Here is a 20862-nt window from a genome sequence, read left to right on the forward strand (position 1 = left end):
CGTTACTCGACAGTCACGCTCTTCGCCAGATTCCGCGGCTTGTCGATATTCCGTCCGAGCTTCTTCGCGACGTGGTAGCTCACGAGCTGTAACTGCACGTTCGCCAGCACGGGCGCGAGCCGCGGATCCGTCTCGGGCACCTCCAACACCTCATCGGCGTACCGCTCAACGTCAGTCCGCCCGTCAGTCACCGCAACTACCGGTGCGTCACGCGCTTCGACCTCTTTCACGTTCCCAACCGTCTTCTCCGAGCCCGTCTCCCCAGTCACGACCGCGAATACCGGCGTATTGGCAGTCACCAGCGCCAGCGGGCCGTGCTTCAACTCACCAGCCGGGAATCCCTCAGCGTGCTTGTAGCTAATCTCCTTCATCTTCAGCGCCCCCTCCATCGCGACCGGGTAGTCGTACCCACGGCCGATGAAGAAGTACGCGTCCGAGTCGACGAACCGCTCGGCGACCTCACGCGCGTTCGTCTCGTCGAGCACCGTCTGCACCTGCCCGGGTAGATCTCGCAGCGCGCTAACGAACTCGTGACTCGCACTGCCGTTACCCATCACGGCCGCGACCATGTTCACGGCGAGCACCTGCGCGGAGAACGTCTTGGTGGCGGCGACACCGATCTCCGGGCCCGACCGGATGTAGAGCACGCCGTCACACTCCCGGGCGGCCGTGCTCCCGACGACGTTCGTCACCGCGAGCGTGTCGACGCCGCGGCGCTGGGCATCCCGGAGCGCGCTCAGCGTGTCGGCGGTCTCGCCACTCTGGGTGACGCCGACGACGAGCGTGTCGTCATCGTGTGGCGGCGGCGAGGTAACGTACTCGCTGGCGACGAACGCCTGGGCTGGCACGCCCTGCGAGCGGAACAACTCCGCAGCGTACAGCGCCGCGTGGTAGGAGGTGCCGCAAGCCACCAACTGGATCGACTCGGCGTTCTGAACCGCGGCCTCGATATCGTCGCCCAGATCCACCGTGCCGGAGAGTTCGTCGACGCGCTCCTGCAGACACTGCCGAAGCGCCCGGGGCTGCTCGTGAATCTCCTTGAGCATGTAGTGGTCGTAGCCGCTCTTGCCCGTCTCCTCGGACTCCCAGTCGACCGTCCGCACGTCCTTCTCGACAGCCTCCCCAGCGAGCGTCGTCACGTCCCAGCCGTCGAGGGAGAGTTCGGCCACCTCGCCGTCTTCGAGGTAGACGACCCGATCAGTGAACTCCAGGAACGCCGGCACGTCACTCCCGAGGTACGTCGCGTCGTCAGCGACGCCGAGCACGAGCGGCGAGTCGTTCCGAGCGGCGTAGACCGTGTCCGAGCCCTCAAGCACGGCCGCGATGGCGTAACTCCCTTCGAGTCGCCCGACTGCGTGCCGGAACGCCTGCTCGAACGACACCCCCTCGGCGCGCTGGGCCTCGATCAGGTGCGGGACGATCTCCGTGTCGGTCTCGCTCTCGAACTCGTGGCCCGCGGCCGCGAGCTCCTCCTTGATCGACTGGTAGTTCTCGATGATCCCGTTGTGGACCACCGCAACCGAGCCCGTGCAGTCCATGTGCGGATGCGCGTTCTCGTCGGTCGGCGGCCCGTGGGTCGACCAGCGTGTGTGGCCGATGCCGACGGTACCGGGGAGGGACTTGCCCGCGAGCGCCTTCTCGAGCACGTCGAGTTCGCCCGAGCGCTTCGCAACCGACAGGTCCCCACCTGACACGGCGACGCCCGCGGAGTCGTAGCCGCGGTACTCGAGGTTCGACAGCCCGTCGAGGAGGACGTCGAGCGTCTCGTCCCCGCGACCGACGGCGCCGATGATGCCGCACATTCAGCGCACCACCTCCGTGTCTCGATCCACACGACCCGTGATGTGCGTCCCGACGCCGAGCGTGGCACCAGTCCCGACGATCGCGCCGGGGTCGAAGCTCCCAGCCCCCTCTACACTCACTCGATCAGCGAGCACAGCACCAACACGCTGCCCCTCGACAACGTGTCCAGCGACGGGGATGTCGGCGACGCCGCTCGGCGCGACCGTCCCCGCACCGATATCGACGGCACGGCCGGCGACGACCTCGTGCAGCGACGCATTCGCCCCCACGCGGGTGTCCACGTCCAGCACAGATCGAGAAACAGTCGCGTTCGCCCCCACAGTCGCGTTCCGACCGAGCGACGTTGCGGGCCCGACGACTGCGTTCGGCCCGACGACGGCGTCCGCACTGATCGCGACGGGCGGCCTGAGAACTGCCGAGTCGTGAACTCGTGCGGAGTCGGCCACCCACACATCGTCCTCCTCGGCAACGCCCTCGATCCACCCCTCGTCGAGCAGGCGCTCGGCGACGGTGAGCAGGTCCCACGCGTACGTGGCGTCGACCCAGAGCCCCTCCGTCCGGACAGCCTGAATCGATTCGGTGTTCCCATCGCCGACGATCCGTTCGAGCGTCGACGGCAGCGACAGCTCGCCGTCGGTTCGCGGCGTCGCGTCGAGCGCGTCGAACAGCCGCTCGTCGAACGCGTAGACGCCGGCGTTCAGCGTGTAGTGTTCGTCGTTTGCTGGATCCTCGAAGAACGCCGTCACGCTCCCGTCGTCGATCGAGACGGTGCCGTACTGGGCGGCGTCGGCGTGTTCGATCGCCCCGAGGGCGCCAAAGGCACGCCCGGGCTCGTAGGCGTCCCGCACGTCGGCGACCATCTCGGGCGCGACGATCTGGTCACCGTTCAGCACGAGGAACGGGCCGTCGACGGCACCCTTGGCCTGCCGGAGCGCGTGGCCGCTCCCGAGCTGTTTCTCCTGGGTGACGTACTCGATCGGCGTGTCGCGGTACGTGTTGCCGAACTGGTCGCGGATGTGGTCTCGCTCGTAGCCGATGACGACGACGATCGAGTCCACGTCGGCGGCGACGAGCGCGTCGAAGACGTACGACAGAATGGGCCGGTTGGCGGCGGGGAGCATCGGCTTGGGCCGTGACTCGGTCAGCGGCGCCAACCGCTCGCCTTCGCCGGCCGCGAGAACGACTGCGTCCATGATGGGCCTACCTCTCTCAGCCCGACAGGTTACTGTTTCGATACTCGCAGTTTTGGCGCGAAAAACAGAACCATCATACGCCTCGCCGTCCCGGCGTGGGGTATGGCTCGCGACCTCGTCGTCGCCCTCGTCGTCGGGATCCTCCAGGGGATCTTCGAGTGGCTCCCGATCTCCAGCGAGGGCAACATCACGATCGTCCTCTCCGCGCTCGGCCGATCGCCGGAAGCGGGCGTCGCGTTCGCACTCTTTCTCCACCTCGGGACCGCCCTCGCCGCGACGGTGTACTACCGCGAGGACATCCGCGACGTGCTGACGCTCCTTCCCTCGTGGCGACCGGCCAACGCCACCGAGGGCGAGCAGGCGACAGTCACCTTCCTCGCGATCGGGACGCTCGTCTCGGGCGTCGTCGGCGTCGCCGCCTACCTGACGCTCGTCGACGCCGTCTCCGAACTCGGCGGCGGCGTGTTCATCGCCCTCATCGGCGTCCTGCTGGTGCTCACGGGCGCGTTCCAGTACCTCTCGCGGGACCGACTCGGGGCGGGCCGGACGCGACGATCCTCGACGGCGTGCTCGTCGGCGTCGCCCAGGGGCTGGCGATCCTCCCCGGGATTTCGCGGTCGGGGATGACGACCGGGACGCTCCTCCTCCGCGGCCACGAGGGCACCGAGGCGTTCCGCTTCTCGTTCCTGCTCGCGATCCCGGCCTCGGTCGGCGGCGGCCTGCTCGGCTATCTCGACACGGGGTTGAACACCTCGCTACTCGCTGCGGGAGTCGCCCTCGGCGCCGCGGCCGTCGCGGGGTACGCGTCAATCGACGCGCTGCTGCGGATCGTCGACGAGCTCCCGTTCTGGGCGATCTGTGTGGGGCTGGGCACGCTCGCAATCGTCGGTGGCGCGCTGGTGGTGTAAGTTCGGCGAACCCGTTACCCATCCCACCGACACGCGTGGCTCTGCCGTGACTGGCCGACAGTTTCGCCGTGGAACTCACTGGCAATTGCTTGTGGCCGGGTCATCGACTGCTAAGTTCGCATTACTCTCCCGTAGTCCGGGGCAGTAGCATGTACAACGCCCATAACAAAGCCCGTCGGAGACCTCCGCTTACCCGGTACAAGCGTCCGCTTTCGGCGATGGATACGTACCGGAGAAAACCCGATATGTCTACCAAAAACAGCCAAGAGATCGCAGAACTGCTTCGGGAGCACGCGGACACGGTGTGGAACGAGGGCGACATCGATGCGGCAGGGACGTGGTTCGCCGAAGACGTCGTGGTTCACAACGAACCACAGCAGAACCACTACGAGGGGCTCGATGCGTTCACGGAGTGGGTGCGTGAGATTCGGACGGCGTTCCCCGACTTCGAAGTGGAGACCACCTCGGTGATCGTCGGTGACGGGCGAGTCGCCTCGGAGTGGGAGGCGAGTGGAACGCACGAAGGGGAGATGGCCGAACTGGATATCCCACCCACCAACAACCACGTCACGTGGAAGGGCGTCACCGTCTACGAGCTCGACGGCGACGAGGTGACAGAGGCGTGGTGGTACTACGACATGGCCGGTATCCTGACGCAGCTCGGCGCCATCCCCGAAGCACCGTCCGTATAGTCCACGCCGCGCCTTCCTCGTCACCGCTACCCACGAACCGGCCCCCGAGGGAGCTGAAAGAGACGCGCTATGAATTAGTCGAGTTCTGAACCCTCGATTGCGAGTTTCAACAGCGCCAGAAACTGCTACTCCATCCGATCCCGCGTCACCGTCTCGTTCGGTTTCGTCCGCGCGCCAGCACCGAGTTTCACGCCCGCGTTCAGACTCGTGTCGATCCCCGTCTTCGTCCCGTCGCCGACGACGACGCCGAACTTCCGTCGGCCCGTATCGACCGACTCACCCTTCACGCGCACGCGGACGCACTCGTCGTCGTGGCGCAGGTTCGCCACGGTCGTCCCCGCGCCGAAGTTCACCTCCCGACCGAGCACCGAGTCGCCAACGTAGGAGAGGTGGCCGCAGGCGGTGTCGGCCATCAGGATCGAGTTCTTCACTTCGACGGCATTCCCGACCCGCACGTCGGGGCCGATCACGCTCGCCCCGCGGACGTACGCGTTCGGTCCCACGTCGGCGCCGGACTGGACGACGACCGGCCCCTCGATGTACGCGCCGTTGCGGACCCGAGCGCCCTCCTCGACGACGACCGCGCCGTCGAGCGTCGCCCGCGGTTCGACCGTGCCGCGAACATCCTCCTCCAGCCCATCAAGGAGGTACTCGTTCGCCTCCAGCAGTTCCCACGGCCGGCCCACGTCGAGCCACTTCCCCTCGTACTCGACGGCGGTCACGTCGTTGCCGGCGTCGATGTAGCGCTGGATCGACTCCGTGATCTCGTACTCGCCGCGGTCGCTCAGTTCGGTTGCCTCGACGTGCGCGAACGCGTCGGGCTCGAACGCGTAGATGCCGAGGTTCGCGAGGTCAGTCGGCGGGTCAGCGGGCTTCTCGACGACGTTGGTCACGCGCCGGCCGTCGAGGGCGACGACGCCGTAGTTCCGCGGGTCGGCGACGGGTTTGACCGCCATCGCGCTCCCCTCGGTTTCGGCGAGGTCGGCGACCAGTTCCGGGTCGATCACCACGTCGCCGTTCAGGACGAGGAAGCGCTCGTCGACGTACTCGCGGGCCTGCTCGACGGCGTGGGCGGTGCCGAGCTGTTCGTCCTGCGTGACGTACTCGACGGGCGAGCCGGCGTACTCGTCGCCGACGGTCTCGCGGACCTGGTCACCCTCGTAGCCCACGACGACGACGTAGCGGTCGACGTGGTCGGCACAGGTGTCGAGGACGTGTTCGAGCAGCGACTTCCCCGCGGCCGGGAGCAGCGGCTTCGGGCGACGCTCAGTGAGCGGGCGCATCCGCGTTCCCTGGCCGGCGGCGACGACGACGGCGACAGTCATTGTCGGGCCGACGAGGAGCAGCGCCTTTGGCGTTCTGTTCGAGTGGCGGGAGAAACAGGATTCGACAGCCCTGCGTCTCCGCAGAGACGAGGCTCCGGAGGAACCTGTTCGACAGCCGTCCTGCTCGCCGTAATCCTTATTCATACACAATTTCAACACAAAGTATGGCAGAAGCCGAGTCACCCCCTGACAAGACAACGGTGAACATCCGAATCACGGAAACGTTCCTCGAGGACGTCGATACGACGTGGGAGCAACAGGGATTCAACAGTCGAAGCGAATTCATCCGGTTCGTGCTTCGCGATGCGCTCAAGCATCCCGAATTCACCCGTGCGGACCTGAAGGCGATGCTCACCAGCGAAGCAGAGATTCGTGAGGGGCGAACCCACAGTAGCGACGACGTCAAGGCAGCCTACGGTCTCGAGGACTCGAAACGCGACAGTGATGAGTGAGTGGGACTGGGAGCTCACGGACACCGCACGGCGTGATTTTGACGGGCTGGACGATCACGCACGCGACCGAATCACCAGTAAGCTCGACGAGATCGTGACCGACGAAAAGCGTAGTCAAGTGACGCGATTCCCCACCCGGCCTCAAGGGCGGGGGTTCCCTCCCTGATTAAAGATGGGAACTCGTCGATAGCGACGATCAATCGCTCCTCCTGCAGCTTCTCGGCGAGGTACGTGAGTGCATCTTCCCAGTCCGAAACCCGTGGCTGGCGTTCGTCGGCGTGAGCGGCGATCTGTTCGACGAACTTCTCCCGCTGGCGCTGCTCGGATTCCTGTGCAGCGAGGAAGTGAACCGCCTCGGGGTCAAGCCCCGAGGCACTCGCCTCGCTTTCTCTGTAGAAGGTCATTATCTAGATAATCATTACTGCGATAATGACACGTAGCGAGCGGAAGCCCACCCCTTCAGGGGTGGGAGGATGTCAAGGAGCGACTACCGTGCCAACCTCCCGCACCGAGAACACGAACGCCGGTTGGCTACTCCGACCCAAGCAGAAGAGATCGACAGCTAGCGCTTCACGACGTAGCGAAACCGCAGAAATCGTCGACGGCCTTACAGGCGGCCGACGGAGTCGACGTCGATGCTCTCGACGCCCTCCACGTCGCGGAACGCCTCCTCGACGGCCTCGGTGCCACCGGCGTCGTCCGGGACGATCACCGTCGGCAGCAGCGCGACGAGGCCGAACGCCACGTCCTCGCGCTGGTAGCCGCGGATCTCGGCGCCCTCGGGGAGCGCGGCCTCGAGTCGGTCCTCGAGCTCGTCGAGGTCGACCTCGGGGCTCTCCGGCATGACCTTGATCTTGGCGGCGACGTCACCCATCGTCAGGGCCCCCTGAACCCGCAGTCCGGGCACTCGTAGAGGTTGCTCTGCTTGCGACACTTGGCACAGCGGAAGATGACGGTCCCGCAGTCAGGGCACTTGAACCGGGCCGCGTTGGTCCCCGTGACGGAGATGCCACAGGAGACGCAGGCGCGATCTCCCGTCGTATCTGCTTCGCTCATGTACAGATGGCCGGGCGGGTGACGTTTAACCGTTACGAGGCTAGGTTCGCACCTTCGAGGAGAAGCTCGAAGTCTCCGATATTGGGGTGACACCGTCGGGAGAAAGCGACCGAATAGCGTTACGAGAGGTGAAGCTGTTGGCCGACCGTGTGGATGCGTCGATTTCGACTTCAGCTGCTGAGTTGCACGGAAGAGAGCCAAATCTGACCACGGATCTGCCCGTCGTCACTCCTCGTCAGTCGGTTCGAGTGGGACTCGTTCGACCTCGATATCGTCGTAGTCTTTCTCGGAGGAGAGTACGTCCATCCCACGTGTTTCCGCAGTCGCGGCGTGGAACGCGTCGAACGGGGTCATCCCCTCCTCGTAGTAGTTGACAGCCTTCAGCACGACCTGTTTCTCTGCCTCGTCTTTCACTGGAACGAGTTCGAGCAGGTTGGCCACGAGGGGGACGTAGTCGAACTCGTAGCGTTCTCGGGCGAGAAGGAGTTCAAGATAGGAGAACGCCGACGTTTCGACATCGTGTTCGGCGAGTGCCTCTTCAGCTGACCCCTGCAACCAGTCGGAATCCTTGGCTAGCGCGAGCAAGAAATCGGTCTCGACGTACACCGTCATCTATCGGCGTCCTTCTCTCGAGCGTCTTCCTGTGCTTCTTCTTCGATATCCTCTCGAATGTCGTCGACTGATGCGTCACGAAGTTCGCCCGCTGCCTCACGGACGGCGGCGAGTGGGTCGTCCGCGACGGGGATGAGCTCGATTTTGTCCTCGTACGTCACGATGTGATACTTCTGGCCGTACTTCTCCCGAACCTCCTTCGGGATGTACAGCCGCCCCTGTCCATCTGTCTCTGCTGACATAGATTCGACTATGGTACCACAGACAAAGAATCTTACCACTTAATTGGGTTCAGTGGTTCAAGAGGGACGGCCGGGGAATCGAGGCACGTATTCGACACCGCTTGACCCACGGGCCGAAGTGTTTTGCCCGTACCGCTGGAACACGCAGCCATGGATACGGCAGGGCTCGGACTCGTCGAGGGCGAGCGCGCGAACGCGCTGGTGGCGTGGGCCGTGCTCATCTTCCTCCTCGGGACGGGCGTGCTCGAACTCCTGACCGGCCAGCTCGTCTGGGCGGGGTTCGTGCTCGTCGTCGTCGTCCTCGGCGCGCTCCCGGCCGTGATGCACCGCGACTGGCAGACGATGCTCCCGTGGGAGCTACTCGTGCTGGCGGCACTCCCCGTCGGCGGCCGGGTGTTCGTCGCCGGCCGAACCGTCGGTGAAGTCGCGCTCACGGGGCGGGTGACCACCTACGTCGCCGTCGCTGCGGTCGCGCTGATCGTCGCCGTCCTGCTCGATCGCTTCACCACGACGCGGATGAACGACGCGTTCGCGGTGGTGTTCGTCGTCGTCACCACGATGGCGGCTGCGGGGATCTGGGCGGTCGCCCAATGGCTCTCGGACATCTACCTCGGCACGGGCTTTCTCGACCGGCCGCACGCGGAGGAGGCGCTGATGTGGGACTTCGTCGCCGCGACCATGGCGGGCGTCATCTCGGCACTGCTGTTCACCTACTACTTCCGACGGCTGGCCAACGGCCGGAACCGCGGGCCGGGAGTCGACGAGCCCACGAACGGGGGTGAGCCGCAGTGAGGATCCGCGACTGGCTCGGGCTGAGCGACCGCCAGCAGCGCATCGCCGCCCAGGCGATGCAGTACGGCCTGTTCGGCATGATCACCGTCGGCTTCTACGAGGGCAGCGTCGGCGTGATGGTCAACGCCGGCGTCGGGTTCGTGGTGACGTACATCCCCGCCCTGCTGGAACGCGACTACGACATCCAACTCGACCCCGCGCTCGTCCTCTGGATCTCCCTCGCGGTGTTCCTCCACGGGTTCGGCACGGTCGGCCTCCCGGGCGCCGAGGCCCACCCCTACCGCGCGGTGCCCTGGTGGGACCACATGACCCACACGTTCTCGGCCAGCCTCGTCGCCGGGGCGGGGTACGTCACCGTGCGCGCGCTCGACGAGCACACCGACACCGTGCGCTTCCCCCCGCGCTTTACCTTCGTGTTCATCCTGCTGTTCACGATGGCCTTCGGCGTGTTCTGGGAGGTGATCGAGTTCGCCATCGCGCTGACCGCCGAGGCGACGGGCGCGCCCGCGGTGCTCACCCAGTACGGCCTAGAGGACACGATGAAGGACCTGCTGTTCGACACGCTGGGCGGCATCGTCGTCGGCATCTGGGGCACCGCGTACCTCACCGGGGTCACCGAGTCAGTCACCGACCGACTCCGCGCGCGCAGCGGGGCCGAGTAGCTCCCCCGAGAACCGAGCGGCGGCCCCGACCGCAACCGTGATTCCGCGGGCGACTGTTTCACAGCCATGGTCGACACCGCCCTCCTCTGGATCGGGCTCCTCGTGCTGGTCGTCGTCGCCGGCATCGGCGTCGCCGCGTGGCAGTTCGCGACGACCGGCGAGCGCCCCCTGCGCCCGCTGGCGATCGCGGCGGTCGCCTTCGGTGGCGTGTTTCAACTCGGGCAGGCGAACGGCTACTTCCGATCGACCGCGGCGGCGGTGCTCACGGCGACCTGCCTCCTGCTCGCTGTCGGGCTAATCGCGATTGAGTTCCGGAGCGACGAATAGCGTCGCTCCCCGAGTGAGAGAACGGAGAGAGAAGCGCCGAACTACGCCTCGGCGAACGTGTCGTCGTAGTCGCCGGCGTCGATGCGCTGCTTGAAGGTGCGGCCGTCCTCGCCCTCGATCGTGACGCCCAGCGAGACACACGTGCCCGCGACCTCCTTGGCCGCGTTCTTGGTGTCGTAGGCGAGCAGGTCCGAGGACTTCTGCTCGGCGATCTTCTTCAGCTGCTCGGCGGTCAGGTCGGCGACGAAGTCCTCCTGGGGCTCGCCGGAGCCGGTGTCGAAGCCGGCCTCGTCCTTGATCAGCTCCGCCGTCGGCGGGACGCCGACCTCGATCGAGAACGAGCCGTCGTCCTCGTAGTCGATGGTGACGGGGACCTCCATCCCGTCGAAGGCGTCGGTCTCCTCGTTGATCTCCTGCACGACCGCCTGCACGTCGACGGGTGTCGGACCCAGCTCGGGGCCGAGCGGCGGGCCAGGATCGGCCTCACCGCCCGCGACGAGCACTTCGATGGTTCCAGCCATACCCGAAAGGTGCCCGGCGCGCCGTTTAACGGTTTCTTTCCGGATCCGACCCGGAGCGACAGCGGTTTGGCCCCACCGGACCCAGCAGGCGCCGTATGGTCTCCCGCGCCCGAACCCTGGCTCTCGTCGCCGGCGGCGGGTTCGCGGGCGCGAACGCACGCTGGCTGCTCGCGGTCGCCCTCCCCGACCTCGGCGGCACGCTCGCGGCGAACGTCCTCGGCGCGTTCCTCTTGGGCGCCGTCGTCGCCACCGTCGCCGCGGGTCGCCTCTCCCGCGCGGTCCGACTCGCCCTCGCGACGGGGTTTCTCTCCTCGTTCACGACCTACTCCACCTTCGCCGTCGAGTCGGCGCTGGCTGGCTCGCCCGCCCTGCTCGTCGGGAACGTCCTCGCGAACTACGCGCTGGGGTTCGCCGCTGCGGCGCTGGGGATGTGGCTCGCGCGCCGCGTCGTCGACGCTGGCGGCGACGGCAACGCTGGCAGCGACGGTGACGAACGCTCAGGAGGTGAGTCGGCGTGATCGCGCCCGCACCGATCCTCGTCGGCCTCGGCGGCGCCCTCGGCGCAACCCTGCGCTACGCAGTCGGGGAGGCACTCGCAGATGTTGACGCCCCGTTCCCGGCGTCGACGCTCGCGGTCAACACGCTCGGCACGTTCGTGCTGGGGCTGCTCACCTTCGGCGGCGCCGGTGACGACGTGCTGCTCCTGCTCGGCACTGGGACCTGCGGCGCGTTCACGACGTTCTCCTCGTTCTCGGTCGAGACCGTACGGGCGTGGGAAGACGGCGACCGCACGCTGGCGACGGGCTACGCGCTCGGGACGCTGGCGCTCGCTGGCGTCGCGCTCGGGATCGCGTGGCTACTGGTCGGGTGAAAGCGAGGGAAAACGAGAGAGACCGAGCGCAGAGCGCCGCGACCGCTCAGATGTCGACTTCGAACGACTCGTACTCGCCGGCCCGCTCGGCCATCGCGGCACAGAGGTCCGCGACGGCGTCGAGGTCCTCCGTGTCGACCACTTCGACCGGCGTGTGCATGTACCGGTTCGGGATCCCGACGTTCAGCGACGGCACGCCGCCCTGCTGCGTGAACACGCCGTCGGCGTCGGTGCCCGTCCGGCTCCCCGCAGCCTGGAGCTGGTACTCCACGTCGTCCTCGTCACCCGACTCGCGGGCGAGATCCACCAGCTTCGGGTGGTTCGCGCTCCCGCGACCGACCACGGGCCCCTCGCTGAGTTCGACCGGGCCGCGGGCGCTCCCCGCAACGTCGGGGTTGTCGGTCGCGTGGGTCACGTCGACGGCGACGTAGGCGTCCGGATCGATGCCGAAGCCGACCATCTGCGCCCCCTTCAGCCCGACCTCCTCCTGCACCGTCGAGACGGCGAAGACGGTCGCGTCGGCGCCGGCCTTGGCCGCACGGCGCAGCGACTCGGCGGCGACCCACGTCCCCACGCGGTTGTCCATCCCGCGGGCGGCGACGCGACTGTTCGCGAGCTCCTGAATCTCCGAGGAGAACGTCACCGGGTCGCCGATGGAGACCAGCTCCTCGGCGTCGTCTTCGTCCTCGGCGCCCACGTCGACGAACTGCTCCTTGATGTCCTCGTACTCCTCGTTACCCTCGCGCAGGTGAATCGCCGTCTGCCCGATCACGCCCTGCACGGGCCCGTCGTCGGTGTGGACCGTCACGTGCTGGCCCTTCGAGACGGTTCGGTCCGAGCCGCCGACCCGAGAGAGGCGGAGGAACCCGTCGTCGACGATGTCGCGGACGATGAAGCCGATCTCGTCGGCGTGGCCGCCGACGGCGAACTCCGTGTCGACGCTCGGGTCGCCCTCGTGGACCGCGATCGCGTTGCCGTACGCGTCGGTCTCGACGCGGTCGGCGAACTCGGAGACGTAGTCGACCCAGACGCGCTGGCCGCGCGTCTCGAAGCCGGAGGGGCTGGGGGTGGTGAGCAGTTCGTCGAGGAACGCCCGCTGACTGTCGTCCATGGCGGCGACTTGGCGGGGTGGCCCATGAGTCCGACGATGGTGGCCAGCGTGGCCGTTTTGTGGAACTCCCACGCCGAAGCGCGGCCCCACCCCACAACGGCTTTGCCGCCCGCGCCCGAACGAACCTGTATGACCGACAAACAGTTCACGTTCCTCGAGCTCCACTTCCACGACGAGTTCCAGGTCGGGCCGCGCAGCCTCCCGGGCGTCGACGAACTCACCGACGGCGAGGCGACCACGAGCGACTCGACCGCGACCAACACGACCGCGACGACCACCGAAGAGTCGTCCGAGGAATCCTCCGGAGGGTCCCCCCTCAGCGTGCTCGGGCCGCTCGTCGGCCTGGGTGCGCTCGCGGCGCTGGCCTACGCCGTCCGGAAGCTGCTCGCCGGCGTCGAACCCGAGGGGCTCGACGCGCTGGACGACATCGAGGAGCAGGTCGACGAGGCGACCGAGGAGCTCGAGAGCGAGGCGGAGGACTCCGTCCCCATCGAGATCACCAGCCCCGAGGAGGAGGCGGGCGGGCGCGTCGGCCTCGTCGTCGCCGCCGTCGTCGGCCTGCTGCTGGCGCTGGCGATCGCCGCGTACAAACTCCTCGCCGGGAGCGAGGAGATCGTCGTCGAAGAGTAGGGACGAGGGTTTTTGCCCGCCCGCCGCCGAGTATCGATATGGATCTCTTCCGCAGCGTCGACGCCGTCGTCTCCGCCTCCGGGGACGGCGTCGTCGACTGGGGGGCCGTCTCCGAGGCCGCGAAGGCGAGCACCGACCCGGGCTCGCTCGAGCTCTCGGCGGCCGAGCGCGAGGGGTACGCGACCGACGTGCGGGACGCCCGCGACCGCATCCGCGAGGTCGGCGGCGTCGCCTTCGACGTGCCCGAGACGATCTCGCTCCAGAACCGCCACCACTGGATCGACGCCAACGTCGACACGTTCCGTCGCCTGATCGAGCCGATGGCCGAGGAGTTCGACCAGCCGCTGTTCCCGGGCGCCTCCCGTGTGGTCAACACGGGCTCGATGTCGTTCTCGCTCGCCTTCCTCGCGCGGCACGTGCTCGGCCAGTACGACCCCCTCCTGCTCGCCGAAGCCGACGGCGGGCCGACCCACGAACTCTACTTCGTCCACCCGAACATCGAGCGAACCGCCGAGGAGCTGAACGTCGAGTTCCCGCGATTCCGCCGCTGGATCGCGTTCCACGAGGTGACCCACGCCGCGGAGTTCGGCGCCGCCGAGTGGCTCCCGGAGTACCTGGAGTCACGCATGCGCGACACCGTCACCCAGCTCGCGTCGGGCGGGCTGAACCGCGAGGCGTTCTCCGAACTCGATGCCGCGATGACCGCGGTGGAGGGGTACGCGGAGCTGCTGATGGATCGCGCCTTCGACGAGGAGTACGACGACCTGCGCCGGAAGATCGACGCCCGACGGAGCGGCGGCGGCCCGGTGGATCAGCTGATCCGTCGGCTGCTCGGGCTCGGGATCAAGCGCCGACAGTACGAGCGCGGCGCCGACTTCTTCCACGCCGTCGCCGACGCCGAAGGGCTCGACACGGCCGCGAAGGTCTGGGAGCGACCGGAGAACCTGCCGACCGACGACGAGCTCGACGACCCCGAGCGCTGGCTCGCCCGGGTCGCGTAATCCTTCTTCGGAGCGCCGTTACCACTCGCGGTCCGACATATCCGGCGTGTCGGGCATCACGTCCCGGAGGTTCCGGACGACGAACCACGTGATCACGACGCCGACGATCAGGCCACCCACGCCCGCGAGCAGCGCGAACCGGATGCCCGCGCCGGCCTGGATCGAGACGAACACGCCGGAGAGCGCGATGATGAGCACGAACCCGATCTGGAGCGGCAGCGAGCCGAACCCCCGGCCGCTCATCGCTCACTCTCCCGTTGCATACCCCTACAGAGGCGGGTCGGGTGCTTGAACGCGGCGGTTGCGCCGGGGACGAGAGAAACAGTTATCAGGCCGCCCTCGCCACCGCAGTGGCATGGTTTCGACGTACACGCTGGGGATGGCGGTCCTCGCCGTCGGCGTCATCGTGCTCTGCCTCCTCCTCATCATCCCGCCGAGTTCCGTGCGACTGGCGTTCCGGTCGTTCGAGCGCCGCACGGGCACTCCGACGGCGGCGATGGTGGTCGCGTCCGCGTTCGCCCTCGCGCTACTCACGCTCGGTATCGCCGGATCGAACGCCGGCGGCGGCGAGTTCGACGTCGTCGACGGCCTGTTCTCGGTCGGCGGCGCACTCGGCCCACTCGGCGTCGCCGTCGGACTGGCGGGGCACACCATGCGGAGTCGGCTCGGTGCCGCCGACGACTGCACGACCGGGAACCCCGACACGGGCGTCGTCGCCGTCGACGGCTCGCTCACCCCCATCGACGGCACGTTCGAGATACCCGACACCGACGGTGACGTTCTCTCCTGTGCGTACGCGCTCCAGAAGGACCGAGGGCTCACCTCCAGTCGGCCGGTGTGGGTCACCGTCGCGGAAGGGGAGCGCACCCGCCCGTTCGCAGTCGACGACGGCAGCGGCGAACTTCGAGTCGACGAGGACGCCGTGTCGATCCACTCGGGCGAGCTTTCCCGGCGAAGCTACAGCATTTCGCTCCCGGAGGACGAACCAGTACCCGACGACGTGGCGGCGTTCCTCTCCGCGGCTGGTGTCGACAGTCCTGAGCCTCCCAGGGCGGATCACCGGCTCCGACTCAGACCACTCGCCCCGGGGAACACCGCCACCGTCGTCGGCGAGTACGACCGCGTTACGAAGCCGAGCGACGCGTTCTGGGGCGTCTCTGACGGTGACGGGCCGGCGTACCTGTTCCCGGGCGAGCTGGACAGCGTCCGCTCGCGTCTCGCGAAACGGAGCAGATGGCTGACCGGCGTCAGCGCCCTCCTCACACTGGTCGGCGTCGGCTACGTCGCGACGCTGTTCCTCCCGTAGGCGACTCTCGCGTCCACAAGACACCTATACCGCCCGACAAACCCGACCCTATGGGCGAACACGCCGCGGTCGACGCCGTCGACGACCCCGTCACGGTCGACCGCATCGCCGCCGACCTCCGCGACCTAGGTGTCGACGCGGGCGACACGCTCCTCGTGCACAGCGCGCTCTCGGAACTCGGCTGGGTCGCGGGCGGCCCCCAAGCCGTCGTCGACGCACTCCAGCGCGTCGTGACCGAGAGCGGCACCGTGGTCATGCCGACCCACTCGACGCAGTACAGCGATCCGTCGGTATGGTCGAACCCACCTGTTCCGGAGGACTGGATCCCCCAGATCCGCGAGTCGATGCCGCCCTACCGGCCCGCGGTGACGCCGACGCGCTCCATGGGTGCTGTCGCTGAGTGCTTCCGGGACTACCCGGGGACTGTTCGGAGCCAGCACCCACTCTACTCCTTCGCGGCGTGGGGCGCCGACGCCGCGGCGGTGGTCGACGCCCACAGCTTCGCGAACGGGATGGGTGAGGACTCCCCGCTCGCCCGAGTGTACGAACGCGAGGGCTCGGTGCTCCTGCTCGGCACCGACCACGCGACGAACACCTCCCTCCACCTCGCGGAGTACCGCGCCGACGTCGACGCCGGCGAGACGACCGCGGGCGCGCCGGTCTTGCACGACGGCGATCGCGAGTGGGTCGAGTGGATGGATATCGAGCACGACAACGGCGACTTTCCGGAGATCGGTGCGGCGTTCGAGGCGGCGCACCCCGACGCGGTCGCTACGGGCGAGGTGGGCGCGGCGACGGCCAAACTGGTCGATCAGCCAGCGCTGGTCGACTTCGCCGTCGAGTGGCTAACCACGCACCGGTGAGCTATTACTGCAGAAATTCGGGGAGGGGTGTCGCTCTCCCGTGATTACTCGGCTCCGGCCGGATCTATGCCGAGTTCCAGAAGCTCCTCGTCGGCCGGTTCGCGACCCTCACCGTGGTACCCTGCCACTGCTTCGTCGAGGTTATCGAGGGCCGCTTCCCGCGTTCGGCCCTGAGAACTGACGCCCGTTTCCTCGTCGCGAGCGACCCACCACTCTTCGTCTTCAGCGAGCGTGAGCGTGATCTGCTGGGCCCCGTCTGGTTCGCCCGCACTACCGGGGTTGTCGCTACTCATACACCGATATCGACGCTACCGCGGCAAAAGTGTACGGCAGCTCGCGAACCACCCCGACCGACACCGTTTAACTCCGGGACCCACTGCTCCCCACAATGCGACTTCGGGGCCCCATCGTCGACGTCGGCGAACCGCGAACCGCGGGCGGCGCCGACCTCGTCGAGCTCACGATCCGGCCCGAGCGCGGCGCCGGCGACCCGACCACGGTGACGCTCTGGAACAAGTGGTCCGAAACCGCCGAGTACGCCGAGGCGGGGATGGAGCTACTCGTCACCGACGCCGACGAGGACGAGTTCCGCGGCGAGACGACGTACGAGACCACCCCCGACTCGTGGGTCGTGCTCGAACCGGAGTTCCTCGTCGACGTGACCGCCGTCCGCTCGTGGGTGCAGTGCCCGCGGATGTACTACCTGAACAAGCTCTCCGGTGTGCCGCTGAAGTACCCCGTGGTGAAGGGGACCGTCGTCCACGAGGTGTTCGGCGACCTGCTGCGCGGCCGCGATCTCGACGACGCCATCGACCAGCGCGTCGCGGAGGCCGGCCTCGAACTCGGCGCGCTGGGGTACGACCGCGAGGAGGTCGAGAACGAGGTGCGCCGGAACGCCGCGGCCGTCGAGGGCTGGCTCGAACAGGGCACCCTCACCGAGGAGGACACCTGGCGCTCTGAGTACACGCTCATCTCGCCCACCTTCGGCCTGAAGGGCCGCGCCGACGCCCTGCGCCGGGGGATGCCCGTCGAACTCAAGACGGGGAAGAACACCAAGCGCGAGCCGCGCTTCCAGGACAAGATGCAGGCGGCCTGCTACGCGCTGATGCTGGAGGAGCAGGGCGTCGACGCCGACACGGGGACGCTCCTCTACACGAAGAACACCGCGCTCGAACGCGCCGAGGAGACCGGCGACCTCTCGCCGGCGAAGGAGTTCTCCGTGGGGCCGGGCCTCCTCAAGTTCGTCGTCCGAACCCGGAACGAGCTGGCGGCGATGGAGTTCGACGCCTCGATCCCCACGGGGTTCGAGGCCGACGCCACCTGCCAGTACTGCTTCGAGCAGGACACCTGCATGGTCGTCTCCGGGCGCCTCGATCAGGAGTCCAAAGCCGGCCAGATCGGCGAACCGCTCCCCCCCGAGGAGCGGGCGTACTTCGAGGGGTTCTACCAGTCGATCGAGGCCGAGCGCCGCGAGGTCCACGCCGAGTACCGGAAGCTCTGGGAGCAGGACGCCCAGGAGCGCGCCGACGACGACCGTGCGCTGATCGACCTCGAGCCGATCGACCGCGAGGCGATCCCGGGCGGGCGCTGGCGCCTCCGGGCCCGGAAGGCCGACGACGCCGTCTCGAAGCTCCGCGAGGGCGACGTGGCGCTCGCGAGCGACGGCGACCCCGTGCAGGGCCACGCGGAGCTCTGCCGGATTCAGAGCCTCGGGAGCGGGAAAGCCGGCGCCGAGATCGTCGTCGAGGCCGACGAGCCCGTCGACGTGCGCCGGCTCGACGTGTACCCCTCCGAGCTCTCCGTCGACCGGATGCTGACCGCGCTCCACGACGGCGTCCTCACGGGCGACCCGGACCGGAAGGACGTGCTGTTCGGGCGTCGGGAGCCCGAGTTCTCGGGGGCCGAGCGGGAGTACGTCGACAACAACGACGCCCAGAACGAGGCGGTCAACCTCGCGATCCGTGCGGAGGACTTCGCGCTGGTCCACGGGCCGCCCGGGACCGGGAAGACGTACACCATCGCGCAGACGGTGCAAGCGATGATCGAGCAGGGCGAGCGCGTGCTGCTCTCGGCGTTCACCAACCGTGCGGTCGACAACGCGCTCGAGGCGGTGCTGGACCAAGGCGTCGACGAGAGCGAGATCGTCCGGGTTGGCACGGAGTCCGGGATCCGCGAGGACATGCAACACCTCCACCTGGCGGAGGAAGGCGACCCCGGCGACCGCATCGCCGAACTGAAGGACGCCTCGCTGGTGGCGGCGACGACAGCCTCCTGCGGCTCCCGCGTGATGCGCGAGGAGGCGTTCGACGTGGCGCTGGTCGACGAGGCCTCCCAGTTGACCGAGCCCGCGACGCTCGCGGCGATCAACCTCGCCGAGCGGTTCGTGCTCGTCGGCGACCACGAGCAGCTCCCGCCCGTGGTGCAGGCCGAGGGCGGCGAAGCGTGGACCAGCGAGTACGGGCTGGCTGAAGCGGACGGCGGCACCACGACCGGCGAGGGCGCCGACGGCGAGGCCATCGACGGCCGGCCGGCCCGGCTCGACCTCTCGACCTCGCTGTTCGAGCGCCTGCACGAACTGGCCCCGGAGGCGTCGGTGTTGTTGGACCGCCAGTACCGGATGGCCCAGCGCATCCAGGCGTTCCCCTCGCGGGAGTTCTACGACGGCGCGCTCCGCCCCGCGAACGGCGCAGTCGCGGCCCAGCGGCTCTCGGACCTCGACGGGGTCGATGCGGAGGGGCTCCCCACCGAGCTTCAGGATCCCGTCGCCTTCGTCGACCCCGACGGCGAGCGCGTGGGCAACACCAACCCCGCGGAGGCCGACCGCGTGGCCGAGATCGTCGACCAGTTCGTCGCGGCGGGCGTCGATCCGGACGACATCGGCGTCATCGCGCCGTTCCGCGCGCAGGTCGCCGAGATCAACCGACGCGTCGACGCCACCGTCGACACGGTCGACCGGTTCCAGGGGTCGAGCGAGGAGGTGATTGTCGTCTCCTTCGTCGCCACGGGCGACCTCGACGGCCCGATCTACGACGACCCGCGGCGGATGAACGTCGCGCTCACGCGGGCGAAGAAGTCCTCGTCCTCGTCGGCGACGCGGGCGCGCTCGGGTCGGACCCGTTTTACGCGCACATGCTCGATTGGGCGCGTCGATAGACCAAACGCGTCACTTTTCAAAAATTAACCGACGGGGGCCGGGGGAAGTTCCCGGACGTATCCCGGCAAGTCGTGGGGTCGGCCCACAAGCCTTTTGTTCGGCATGCACGTGACTCTCGACCAACGATGAGGGGAGCGCACGTATGAAGCTGGCAATGATCGGCTTCGGCCAGGCCGGGGGCAAGATCGTCGACAAGTTCGTCGGCTACGACGCCGAGCAGGGGTCGAACATCGTCCGCGCGGCTGTGGCCGTCAACACCGCGAAAGCGGACCTGATGGGGCTCGAGAACATCCCCGAGAGCCAACGGGTGCTCATCGGGCAGTCCCGCGTGAAGGGTCACGGCGTCGGCGCCGACAACGAGCTCGGCGCGGAGATCGCCGAGGAGGACATGGACGAGGTGCAGGGCGCCATCGACTCCATCCCGGTCCACGAGGTCGACGCGTTCCTCGTGATCGCCGGGCTGGGCGGCGGCACCGGCTCCGGCGGCGCGCCCGTCATCTCGAAACACCTCAAGCGCATCTACACCGAGCCGGTCTACGGGATGGGGATCCTGCCGGGCTCGGACGAGGGCGGGATCTACACGCTCAACGCCGCGCGCTCGTTCCAGACGTTCGTCCGCGAGGTGGACAACCTCCTCGTGTTCGACAACGACGCCTGGCGCAAGACCGGCGAGTCCGTCCAAGGCGGCTACGACCAGATCAACGACGAGATCGTCAAGCGCTTCGGCATCCTGTTCGGCGCCGGCGAGGTCGAGCAGGGCGGCGAGGTCGCCGAGAGCGTCGTCGACTCCTCGGAGATCATCAACACACTCGCGGGGGGCGGCGTCTCCACCGTCGGCTACGCCCGCGAGGAGGTCGAGAACACGGGCGGCGGCAACGGCGGCCTGCTCTCGCGACTCACCGGCGGCGAGGAGGAGGACGAGCTCGACACCGCCCACACGACGAATCGCATCACCAGCCTCGTCCGGAAGGCCGCGCTCGGGCGGCTCACGCTCCCCTGTGAGATCGAGGGCAGCGAACGCGCGCTACTCGTGATGGCCGGCCCGCCGAAGTACCTCAACCGGAAAGGCATCGAGCGCGGGCGGAAGTGGCTCGAGGAGCAGACGGGCTCGATGGAGGTCCGCGGCGGGGACTACCCCGTCCGCGGCGCGAACTTCGTCGCCGGCGTGATCCTGCTGTCGGGCGTGAACAACGTCCCGCGGATCAAGGAGCTCCAGCAGGTCGCGATCGAGGCACAGGACAACATCGAGGACATCCGCGACGAGAGCGAGGAGAACCTCGAGGAGCTCGTCAACGACGACGACGACGAGCTCGAGTCGCTGTTCTGAGCCCCCCGCCCCTC

The 20862-nt window shown here is 67.9% G+C and carries 26 protein-coding genes and 1 pseudogene; 15 read left to right on the plus strand and 12 right to left on the minus strand.

What is annotated here, in order from left to right:
- Window positions 1-2: 2 nt before the first annotated feature.
- Window positions 3-1802, minus strand: a complete 1800-nt coding sequence (gene glmS, locus ACP95_RS01920) for a glutamine--fructose-6-phosphate transaminase (isomerizing) (RefSeq protein WP_049979586.1) — start codon at window positions 1800-1802, stop codon at window positions 3-5.
- Window positions 1803-2996 carry a sugar phosphate nucleotidyltransferase gene (locus ACP95_RS01925; RefSeq protein ID WP_049979587.1) on the minus strand — a complete coding sequence of 398 codons (1194 nt, stop codon included), beginning with the start codon at window positions 2994-2996 and terminating at the stop codon, window positions 1803-1805.
- Between the two features lie 102 nt (window positions 2997-3098).
- On the opposite strand from ACP95_RS01925, the gene ACP95_RS01930 reads away from it, so the two are divergent.
- The 3 genes from ACP95_RS01930 (at window position 3099) to ACP95_RS01935 (ending at window position 4596) form a co-directional block, all read left to right on the plus strand.
- Window positions 3099-3623 (plus strand): undecaprenyl-diphosphate phosphatase, encoded by a 525-nt coding sequence (locus tag ACP95_RS01930; protein ID WP_272913160.1) that lies wholly within the window; start codon window positions 3099-3101, stop codon window positions 3621-3623.
- On the plus strand, window positions 3563-3904 hold the full coding sequence (locus tag ACP95_RS16425; protein WP_272913161.1) for an undecaprenyl-diphosphate phosphatase: 342 nt from the start codon (window positions 3563-3565) through the stop codon (window positions 3902-3904). Before ACP95_RS01930 ends, ACP95_RS16425 begins: the two co-directional genes overlap by 61 nt.
- 218 nt (window positions 3905-4122) lie before the next feature.
- Entirely contained in the window at window positions 4123-4596 is a 474-nt protein-coding gene (locus tag ACP95_RS01935) for an ester cyclase (RefSeq protein ID WP_161782044.1), read from the plus strand.
- A gap of 125 nt (window positions 4597-4721) precedes the next feature.
- On the opposite strand, the gene glmU is transcribed toward ACP95_RS01935, so the two are convergent.
- On the minus strand, window positions 4722-5921 hold the full coding sequence (glmU, locus tag ACP95_RS01940; RefSeq protein WP_049979589.1) for a bifunctional sugar-1-phosphate nucleotidylyltransferase/acetyltransferase: 1200 nt from the start codon (window positions 5919-5921) through the stop codon (window positions 4722-4724).
- Window positions 5922-6085: 164 nt separating this feature from the next.
- Between glmU and ACP95_RS01945 the strand changes: the two genes are divergently transcribed.
- A complete protein-coding gene (locus ACP95_RS01945; RefSeq protein WP_049979590.1) occupies window positions 6086-6373 on the plus strand; it encodes a ribbon-helix-helix domain-containing protein in 288 nt (95 codons plus the stop codon).
- A gap of 71 nt (window positions 6374-6444) precedes the next feature.
- On the opposite strand, the gene ACP95_RS15530 is transcribed toward ACP95_RS01945, so the two are convergent.
- The 5 genes from ACP95_RS15530 to ACP95_RS01970 form a co-directional block, all read right to left on the minus strand.
- Window positions 6445-6777: a hypothetical protein gene (locus ACP95_RS15530; RefSeq protein ID WP_049979591.1), complete on the minus strand. Its 333-nt coding sequence runs from the start codon at window positions 6775-6777 to the stop codon at window positions 6445-6447.
- A gap of 203 nt (window positions 6778-6980) precedes the next feature.
- The gene (locus tag ACP95_RS01955; RefSeq protein WP_049979592.1) at window positions 6981-7247 is read right to left on the minus strand and encodes an elongation factor 1-beta; all 267 of its coding nucleotides are present in this window, start codon (window positions 7245-7247) and stop codon (window positions 6981-6983) included.
- Window positions 7248-7249: 2 nt separating this feature from the next.
- On the minus strand, window positions 7250-7429 hold the full coding sequence (locus tag ACP95_RS01960; RefSeq protein WP_049979593.1) for an HVO_2753 family zinc finger protein: 180 nt from the start codon (window positions 7427-7429) through the stop codon (window positions 7250-7252).
- 225 nt (window positions 7430-7654) lie between these two features.
- Complete coding sequence (locus tag ACP95_RS01965) at window positions 7655-8041, minus strand: PIN domain-containing protein (RefSeq protein WP_049979594.1); 387 nt, start codon at window positions 8039-8041, stop codon at window positions 7655-7657.
- Window positions 8038-8283 carry an AbrB/MazE/SpoVT family DNA-binding domain-containing protein gene (locus ACP95_RS01970; RefSeq protein ID WP_049979595.1) on the minus strand — a complete coding sequence of 82 codons (246 nt, stop codon included), beginning with the start codon at window positions 8281-8283 and terminating at the stop codon, window positions 8038-8040. The genes ACP95_RS01965 and ACP95_RS01970 overlap by 4 nt, the downstream gene beginning before the upstream one ends.
- 150 nt (window positions 8284-8433) lie before the next feature.
- Here ACP95_RS01970 and ACP95_RS01975 point away from each other — a divergent pair, with 150 nt between their 5' ends.
- From ACP95_RS01975 to ACP95_RS01985, 3 genes are all read left to right on the plus strand, one after another.
- Complete coding sequence (locus ACP95_RS01975; protein ID WP_049979596.1) at window positions 8434-9075, plus strand: hypothetical protein; 642 nt, start codon at window positions 8434-8436, stop codon at window positions 9073-9075.
- The gene (locus ACP95_RS01980) at window positions 9072-9737 is read left to right on the plus strand and encodes a DUF2238 domain-containing protein (protein WP_049979597.1); all 666 of its coding nucleotides are present in this window, start codon (window positions 9072-9074) and stop codon (window positions 9735-9737) included. The genes ACP95_RS01975 and ACP95_RS01980 overlap by 4 nt, the downstream gene beginning before the upstream one ends.
- Window positions 9738-9803: 66 nt before the next feature.
- A complete protein-coding gene (locus tag ACP95_RS01985) occupies window positions 9804-10064 on the plus strand; it encodes a hypothetical protein (protein WP_049979598.1) in 261 nt (86 codons plus the stop codon).
- Window positions 10065-10105: 41 nt separating this feature from the next.
- Here ACP95_RS01985 and ACP95_RS01990 read toward each other — a convergent pair whose 3' ends face one another.
- Entirely contained in the window at window positions 10106-10585 is a 480-nt protein-coding gene (locus ACP95_RS01990; RefSeq protein WP_049979599.1) for a 50S ribosomal protein L11, read from the minus strand.
- A gap of 95 nt (window positions 10586-10680) precedes the next feature.
- Between ACP95_RS01990 and ACP95_RS01995 the strand changes: the two genes are divergently transcribed.
- Window positions 10681-11103 (plus strand): fluoride efflux transporter FluC, encoded by a 423-nt coding sequence (locus ACP95_RS01995; protein ID WP_049979600.1) that lies wholly within the window; start codon window positions 10681-10683, stop codon window positions 11101-11103.
- On the plus strand, window positions 11100-11456 hold the full coding sequence (gene crcB, locus ACP95_RS02000) for a fluoride efflux transporter CrcB (protein WP_049979601.1): 357 nt from the start codon (window positions 11100-11102) through the stop codon (window positions 11454-11456). The genes ACP95_RS01995 and crcB overlap by 4 nt, the downstream gene beginning before the upstream one ends.
- Before the next feature lie 46 nt (window positions 11457-11502).
- Here crcB and ACP95_RS02005 read toward each other — a convergent pair whose 3' ends face one another.
- Entirely contained in the window at window positions 11503-12567 is a 1065-nt protein-coding gene (locus ACP95_RS02005) for a M20/M25/M40 family metallo-hydrolase (protein ID WP_049979602.1), read from the minus strand.
- Between the two features lie 129 nt (window positions 12568-12696).
- Here ACP95_RS02005 and ACP95_RS15960 point away from each other — a divergent pair, with 129 nt between their 5' ends.
- Both ACP95_RS15960 and ACP95_RS02015 read left to right on the plus strand, forming a co-directional pair.
- Window positions 12697-13197 (plus strand): hypothetical protein, encoded by a 501-nt coding sequence (locus ACP95_RS15960; protein ID WP_049979603.1) that lies wholly within the window; start codon window positions 12697-12699, stop codon window positions 13195-13197.
- A 38-nt stretch (window positions 13198-13235) separates the two neighbouring features.
- Window positions 13236-14198: a zinc-dependent metalloprotease gene (locus tag ACP95_RS02015; protein ID WP_049979604.1), complete on the plus strand. Its 963-nt coding sequence runs from the start codon at window positions 13236-13238 to the stop codon at window positions 14196-14198.
- A gap of 18 nt (window positions 14199-14216) precedes the next feature.
- Here ACP95_RS02015 and ACP95_RS02020 read toward each other — a convergent pair whose 3' ends face one another.
- Window positions 14217-14441, minus strand: coding sequence for a hypothetical protein (locus ACP95_RS02020; RefSeq protein WP_049979605.1), 225 nt, complete (start codon window positions 14439-14441; stop codon window positions 14217-14219).
- A 112-nt stretch (window positions 14442-14553) separates the two neighbouring features.
- On the opposite strand from ACP95_RS02020, the gene ACP95_RS02025 reads away from it, so the two are divergent.
- Both ACP95_RS02025 and ACP95_RS02030 read left to right on the plus strand, forming a co-directional pair.
- On the plus strand, window positions 14554-15504 hold the full coding sequence (locus ACP95_RS02025) for a hypothetical protein (RefSeq protein WP_049979606.1): 951 nt from the start codon (window positions 14554-14556) through the stop codon (window positions 15502-15504).
- Between the two features lie 50 nt (window positions 15505-15554).
- Window positions 15555-16367: an aminoglycoside N(3)-acetyltransferase gene (locus tag ACP95_RS02030; protein WP_049979607.1), complete on the plus strand. Its 813-nt coding sequence runs from the start codon at window positions 15555-15557 to the stop codon at window positions 16365-16367.
- Window positions 16368-16411: 44 nt separating this feature from the next.
- Here the strand turns inward: ACP95_RS02030 and ACP95_RS02035 are convergent, their stop codons facing one another.
- Entirely contained in the window at window positions 16412-16660 is a 249-nt protein-coding gene (locus tag ACP95_RS02035; RefSeq protein ID WP_049979608.1) for a type II toxin-antitoxin system HicB family antitoxin, read from the minus strand.
- Between the two features lie 95 nt (window positions 16661-16755).
- Between ACP95_RS02035 and ACP95_RS02040 the strand changes: the two are divergent.
- A pseudogene (locus ACP95_RS02040) lies at window positions 16756-19520 on the plus strand (AAA domain-containing protein).
- Between the two features lie 143 nt (window positions 19521-19663).
- Entirely contained in the window at window positions 19664-20848 is a 1185-nt protein-coding gene (locus ACP95_RS02045; protein WP_202593751.1) for a tubulin/FtsZ family protein, read from the plus strand.
- Window positions 20849-20862: the final 14 nt, after the last annotated feature.

The organism is Halolamina rubra, assembly GCF_000739555.1.
GTDB lineage: Archaea > Halobacteriota > Halobacteria > Halobacteriales > Haloferacaceae > Halolamina > Halolamina rubra.

What these genes read in the sequence shown, in the direction of transcription:
- ACP95_RS01960 (WP_049979593.1), bottom strand. Translation starts at nt 7,429, where the DNA reads ATGAGCGAAGCAGATACGACGGGAGATCGCGCCTGCGTCTCCTGTGGC.
- ACP95_RS01975 (WP_049979596.1), top strand. Translation starts at nt 8,434, where the DNA reads ATGGATACGGCAGGGCTCGGACTCGTCGAGGGCGAGCGCGCGAACGCG.
- ACP95_RS01945 (WP_049979590.1), top strand. Translation starts at nt 6,086, where the DNA reads ATGGCAGAAGCCGAGTCACCCCCTGACAAGACAACGGTGAACATCCGA.
- ACP95_RS02015 (WP_049979604.1), top strand. Translation starts at nt 13,236, where the DNA reads ATGGATCTCTTCCGCAGCGTCGACGCCGTCGTCTCCGCCTCCGGGGAC.
- ACP95_RS01930 (WP_272913160.1), top strand. Translation starts at nt 3,099, where the DNA reads ATGGCTCGCGACCTCGTCGTCGCCCTCGTCGTCGGGATCCTCCAGGGG.
- ACP95_RS01990 (WP_049979599.1), bottom strand. Translation starts at nt 10,585, where the DNA reads ATGGCTGGAACCATCGAAGTGCTCGTCGCGGGCGGTGAGGCCGATCCT.
- ACP95_RS01985 (WP_049979598.1), top strand. Translation starts at nt 9,804, where the DNA reads ATGGTCGACACCGCCCTCCTCTGGATCGGGCTCCTCGTGCTGGTCGTC.
- ACP95_RS02045 (WP_202593751.1), top strand. Translation starts at nt 19,664, where the DNA reads ATGAAGCTGGCAATGATCGGCTTCGGCCAGGCCGGGGGCAAGATCGTC.
- glmU (WP_049979589.1), bottom strand. Translation starts at nt 5,921, where the DNA reads ATGACTGTCGCCGTCGTCGTCGCCGCCGGCCAGGGAACGCGGATGCGC.
- glmS (WP_049979586.1), bottom strand. Translation starts at nt 1,802, where the DNA reads ATGTGCGGCATCATCGGCGCCGTCGGTCGCGGGGACGAGACGCTCGAC.
- ACP95_RS01970 (WP_049979595.1), bottom strand. Translation starts at nt 8,283, where the DNA reads ATGTCAGCAGAGACAGATGGACAGGGGCGGCTGTACATCCCGAAGGAG.
- ACP95_RS01995 (WP_049979600.1), top strand. Translation starts at nt 10,681, where the DNA reads ATGGTCTCCCGCGCCCGAACCCTGGCTCTCGTCGCCGGCGGCGGGTTC.
- ACP95_RS01935 (WP_161782044.1), top strand. Translation starts at nt 4,123, where the DNA reads ATGGATACGTACCGGAGAAAACCCGATATGTCTACCAAAAACAGCCAA.
- ACP95_RS01955 (WP_049979592.1), bottom strand. Translation starts at nt 7,247, where the DNA reads ATGGGTGACGTCGCCGCCAAGATCAAGGTCATGCCGGAGAGCCCCGAG.
- ACP95_RS02035 (WP_049979608.1), bottom strand. Translation starts at nt 16,660, where the DNA reads ATGAGTAGCGACAACCCCGGTAGTGCGGGCGAACCAGACGGGGCCCAG.
- ACP95_RS02020 (WP_049979605.1), bottom strand. Translation starts at nt 14,441, where the DNA reads ATGAGCGGCCGGGGGTTCGGCTCGCTGCCGCTCCAGATCGGGTTCGTG.
- ACP95_RS01965 (WP_049979594.1), bottom strand. Translation starts at nt 8,041, where the DNA reads ATGACGGTGTACGTCGAGACCGATTTCTTGCTCGCGCTAGCCAAGGAT.
- ACP95_RS15530 (WP_049979591.1), bottom strand. Translation starts at nt 6,777, where the DNA reads ATGACCTTCTACAGAGAAAGCGAGGCGAGTGCCTCGGGGCTTGACCCC.
- ACP95_RS02030 (WP_049979607.1), top strand. Translation starts at nt 15,555, where the DNA reads ATGGGCGAACACGCCGCGGTCGACGCCGTCGACGACCCCGTCACGGTC.
- ACP95_RS01925 (WP_049979587.1), bottom strand. Translation starts at nt 2,996, where the DNA reads ATGGACGCAGTCGTTCTCGCGGCCGGCGAAGGCGAGCGGTTGGCGCCG.
- ACP95_RS15960 (WP_049979603.1), top strand. Translation starts at nt 12,697, where the DNA reads ATGACCGACAAACAGTTCACGTTCCTCGAGCTCCACTTCCACGACGAG.
- ACP95_RS02005 (WP_049979602.1), bottom strand. Translation starts at nt 12,567, where the DNA reads ATGGACGACAGTCAGCGGGCGTTCCTCGACGAACTGCTCACCACCCCC.
- ACP95_RS02025 (WP_049979606.1), top strand. Translation starts at nt 14,554, where the DNA reads ATGGTTTCGACGTACACGCTGGGGATGGCGGTCCTCGCCGTCGGCGTC.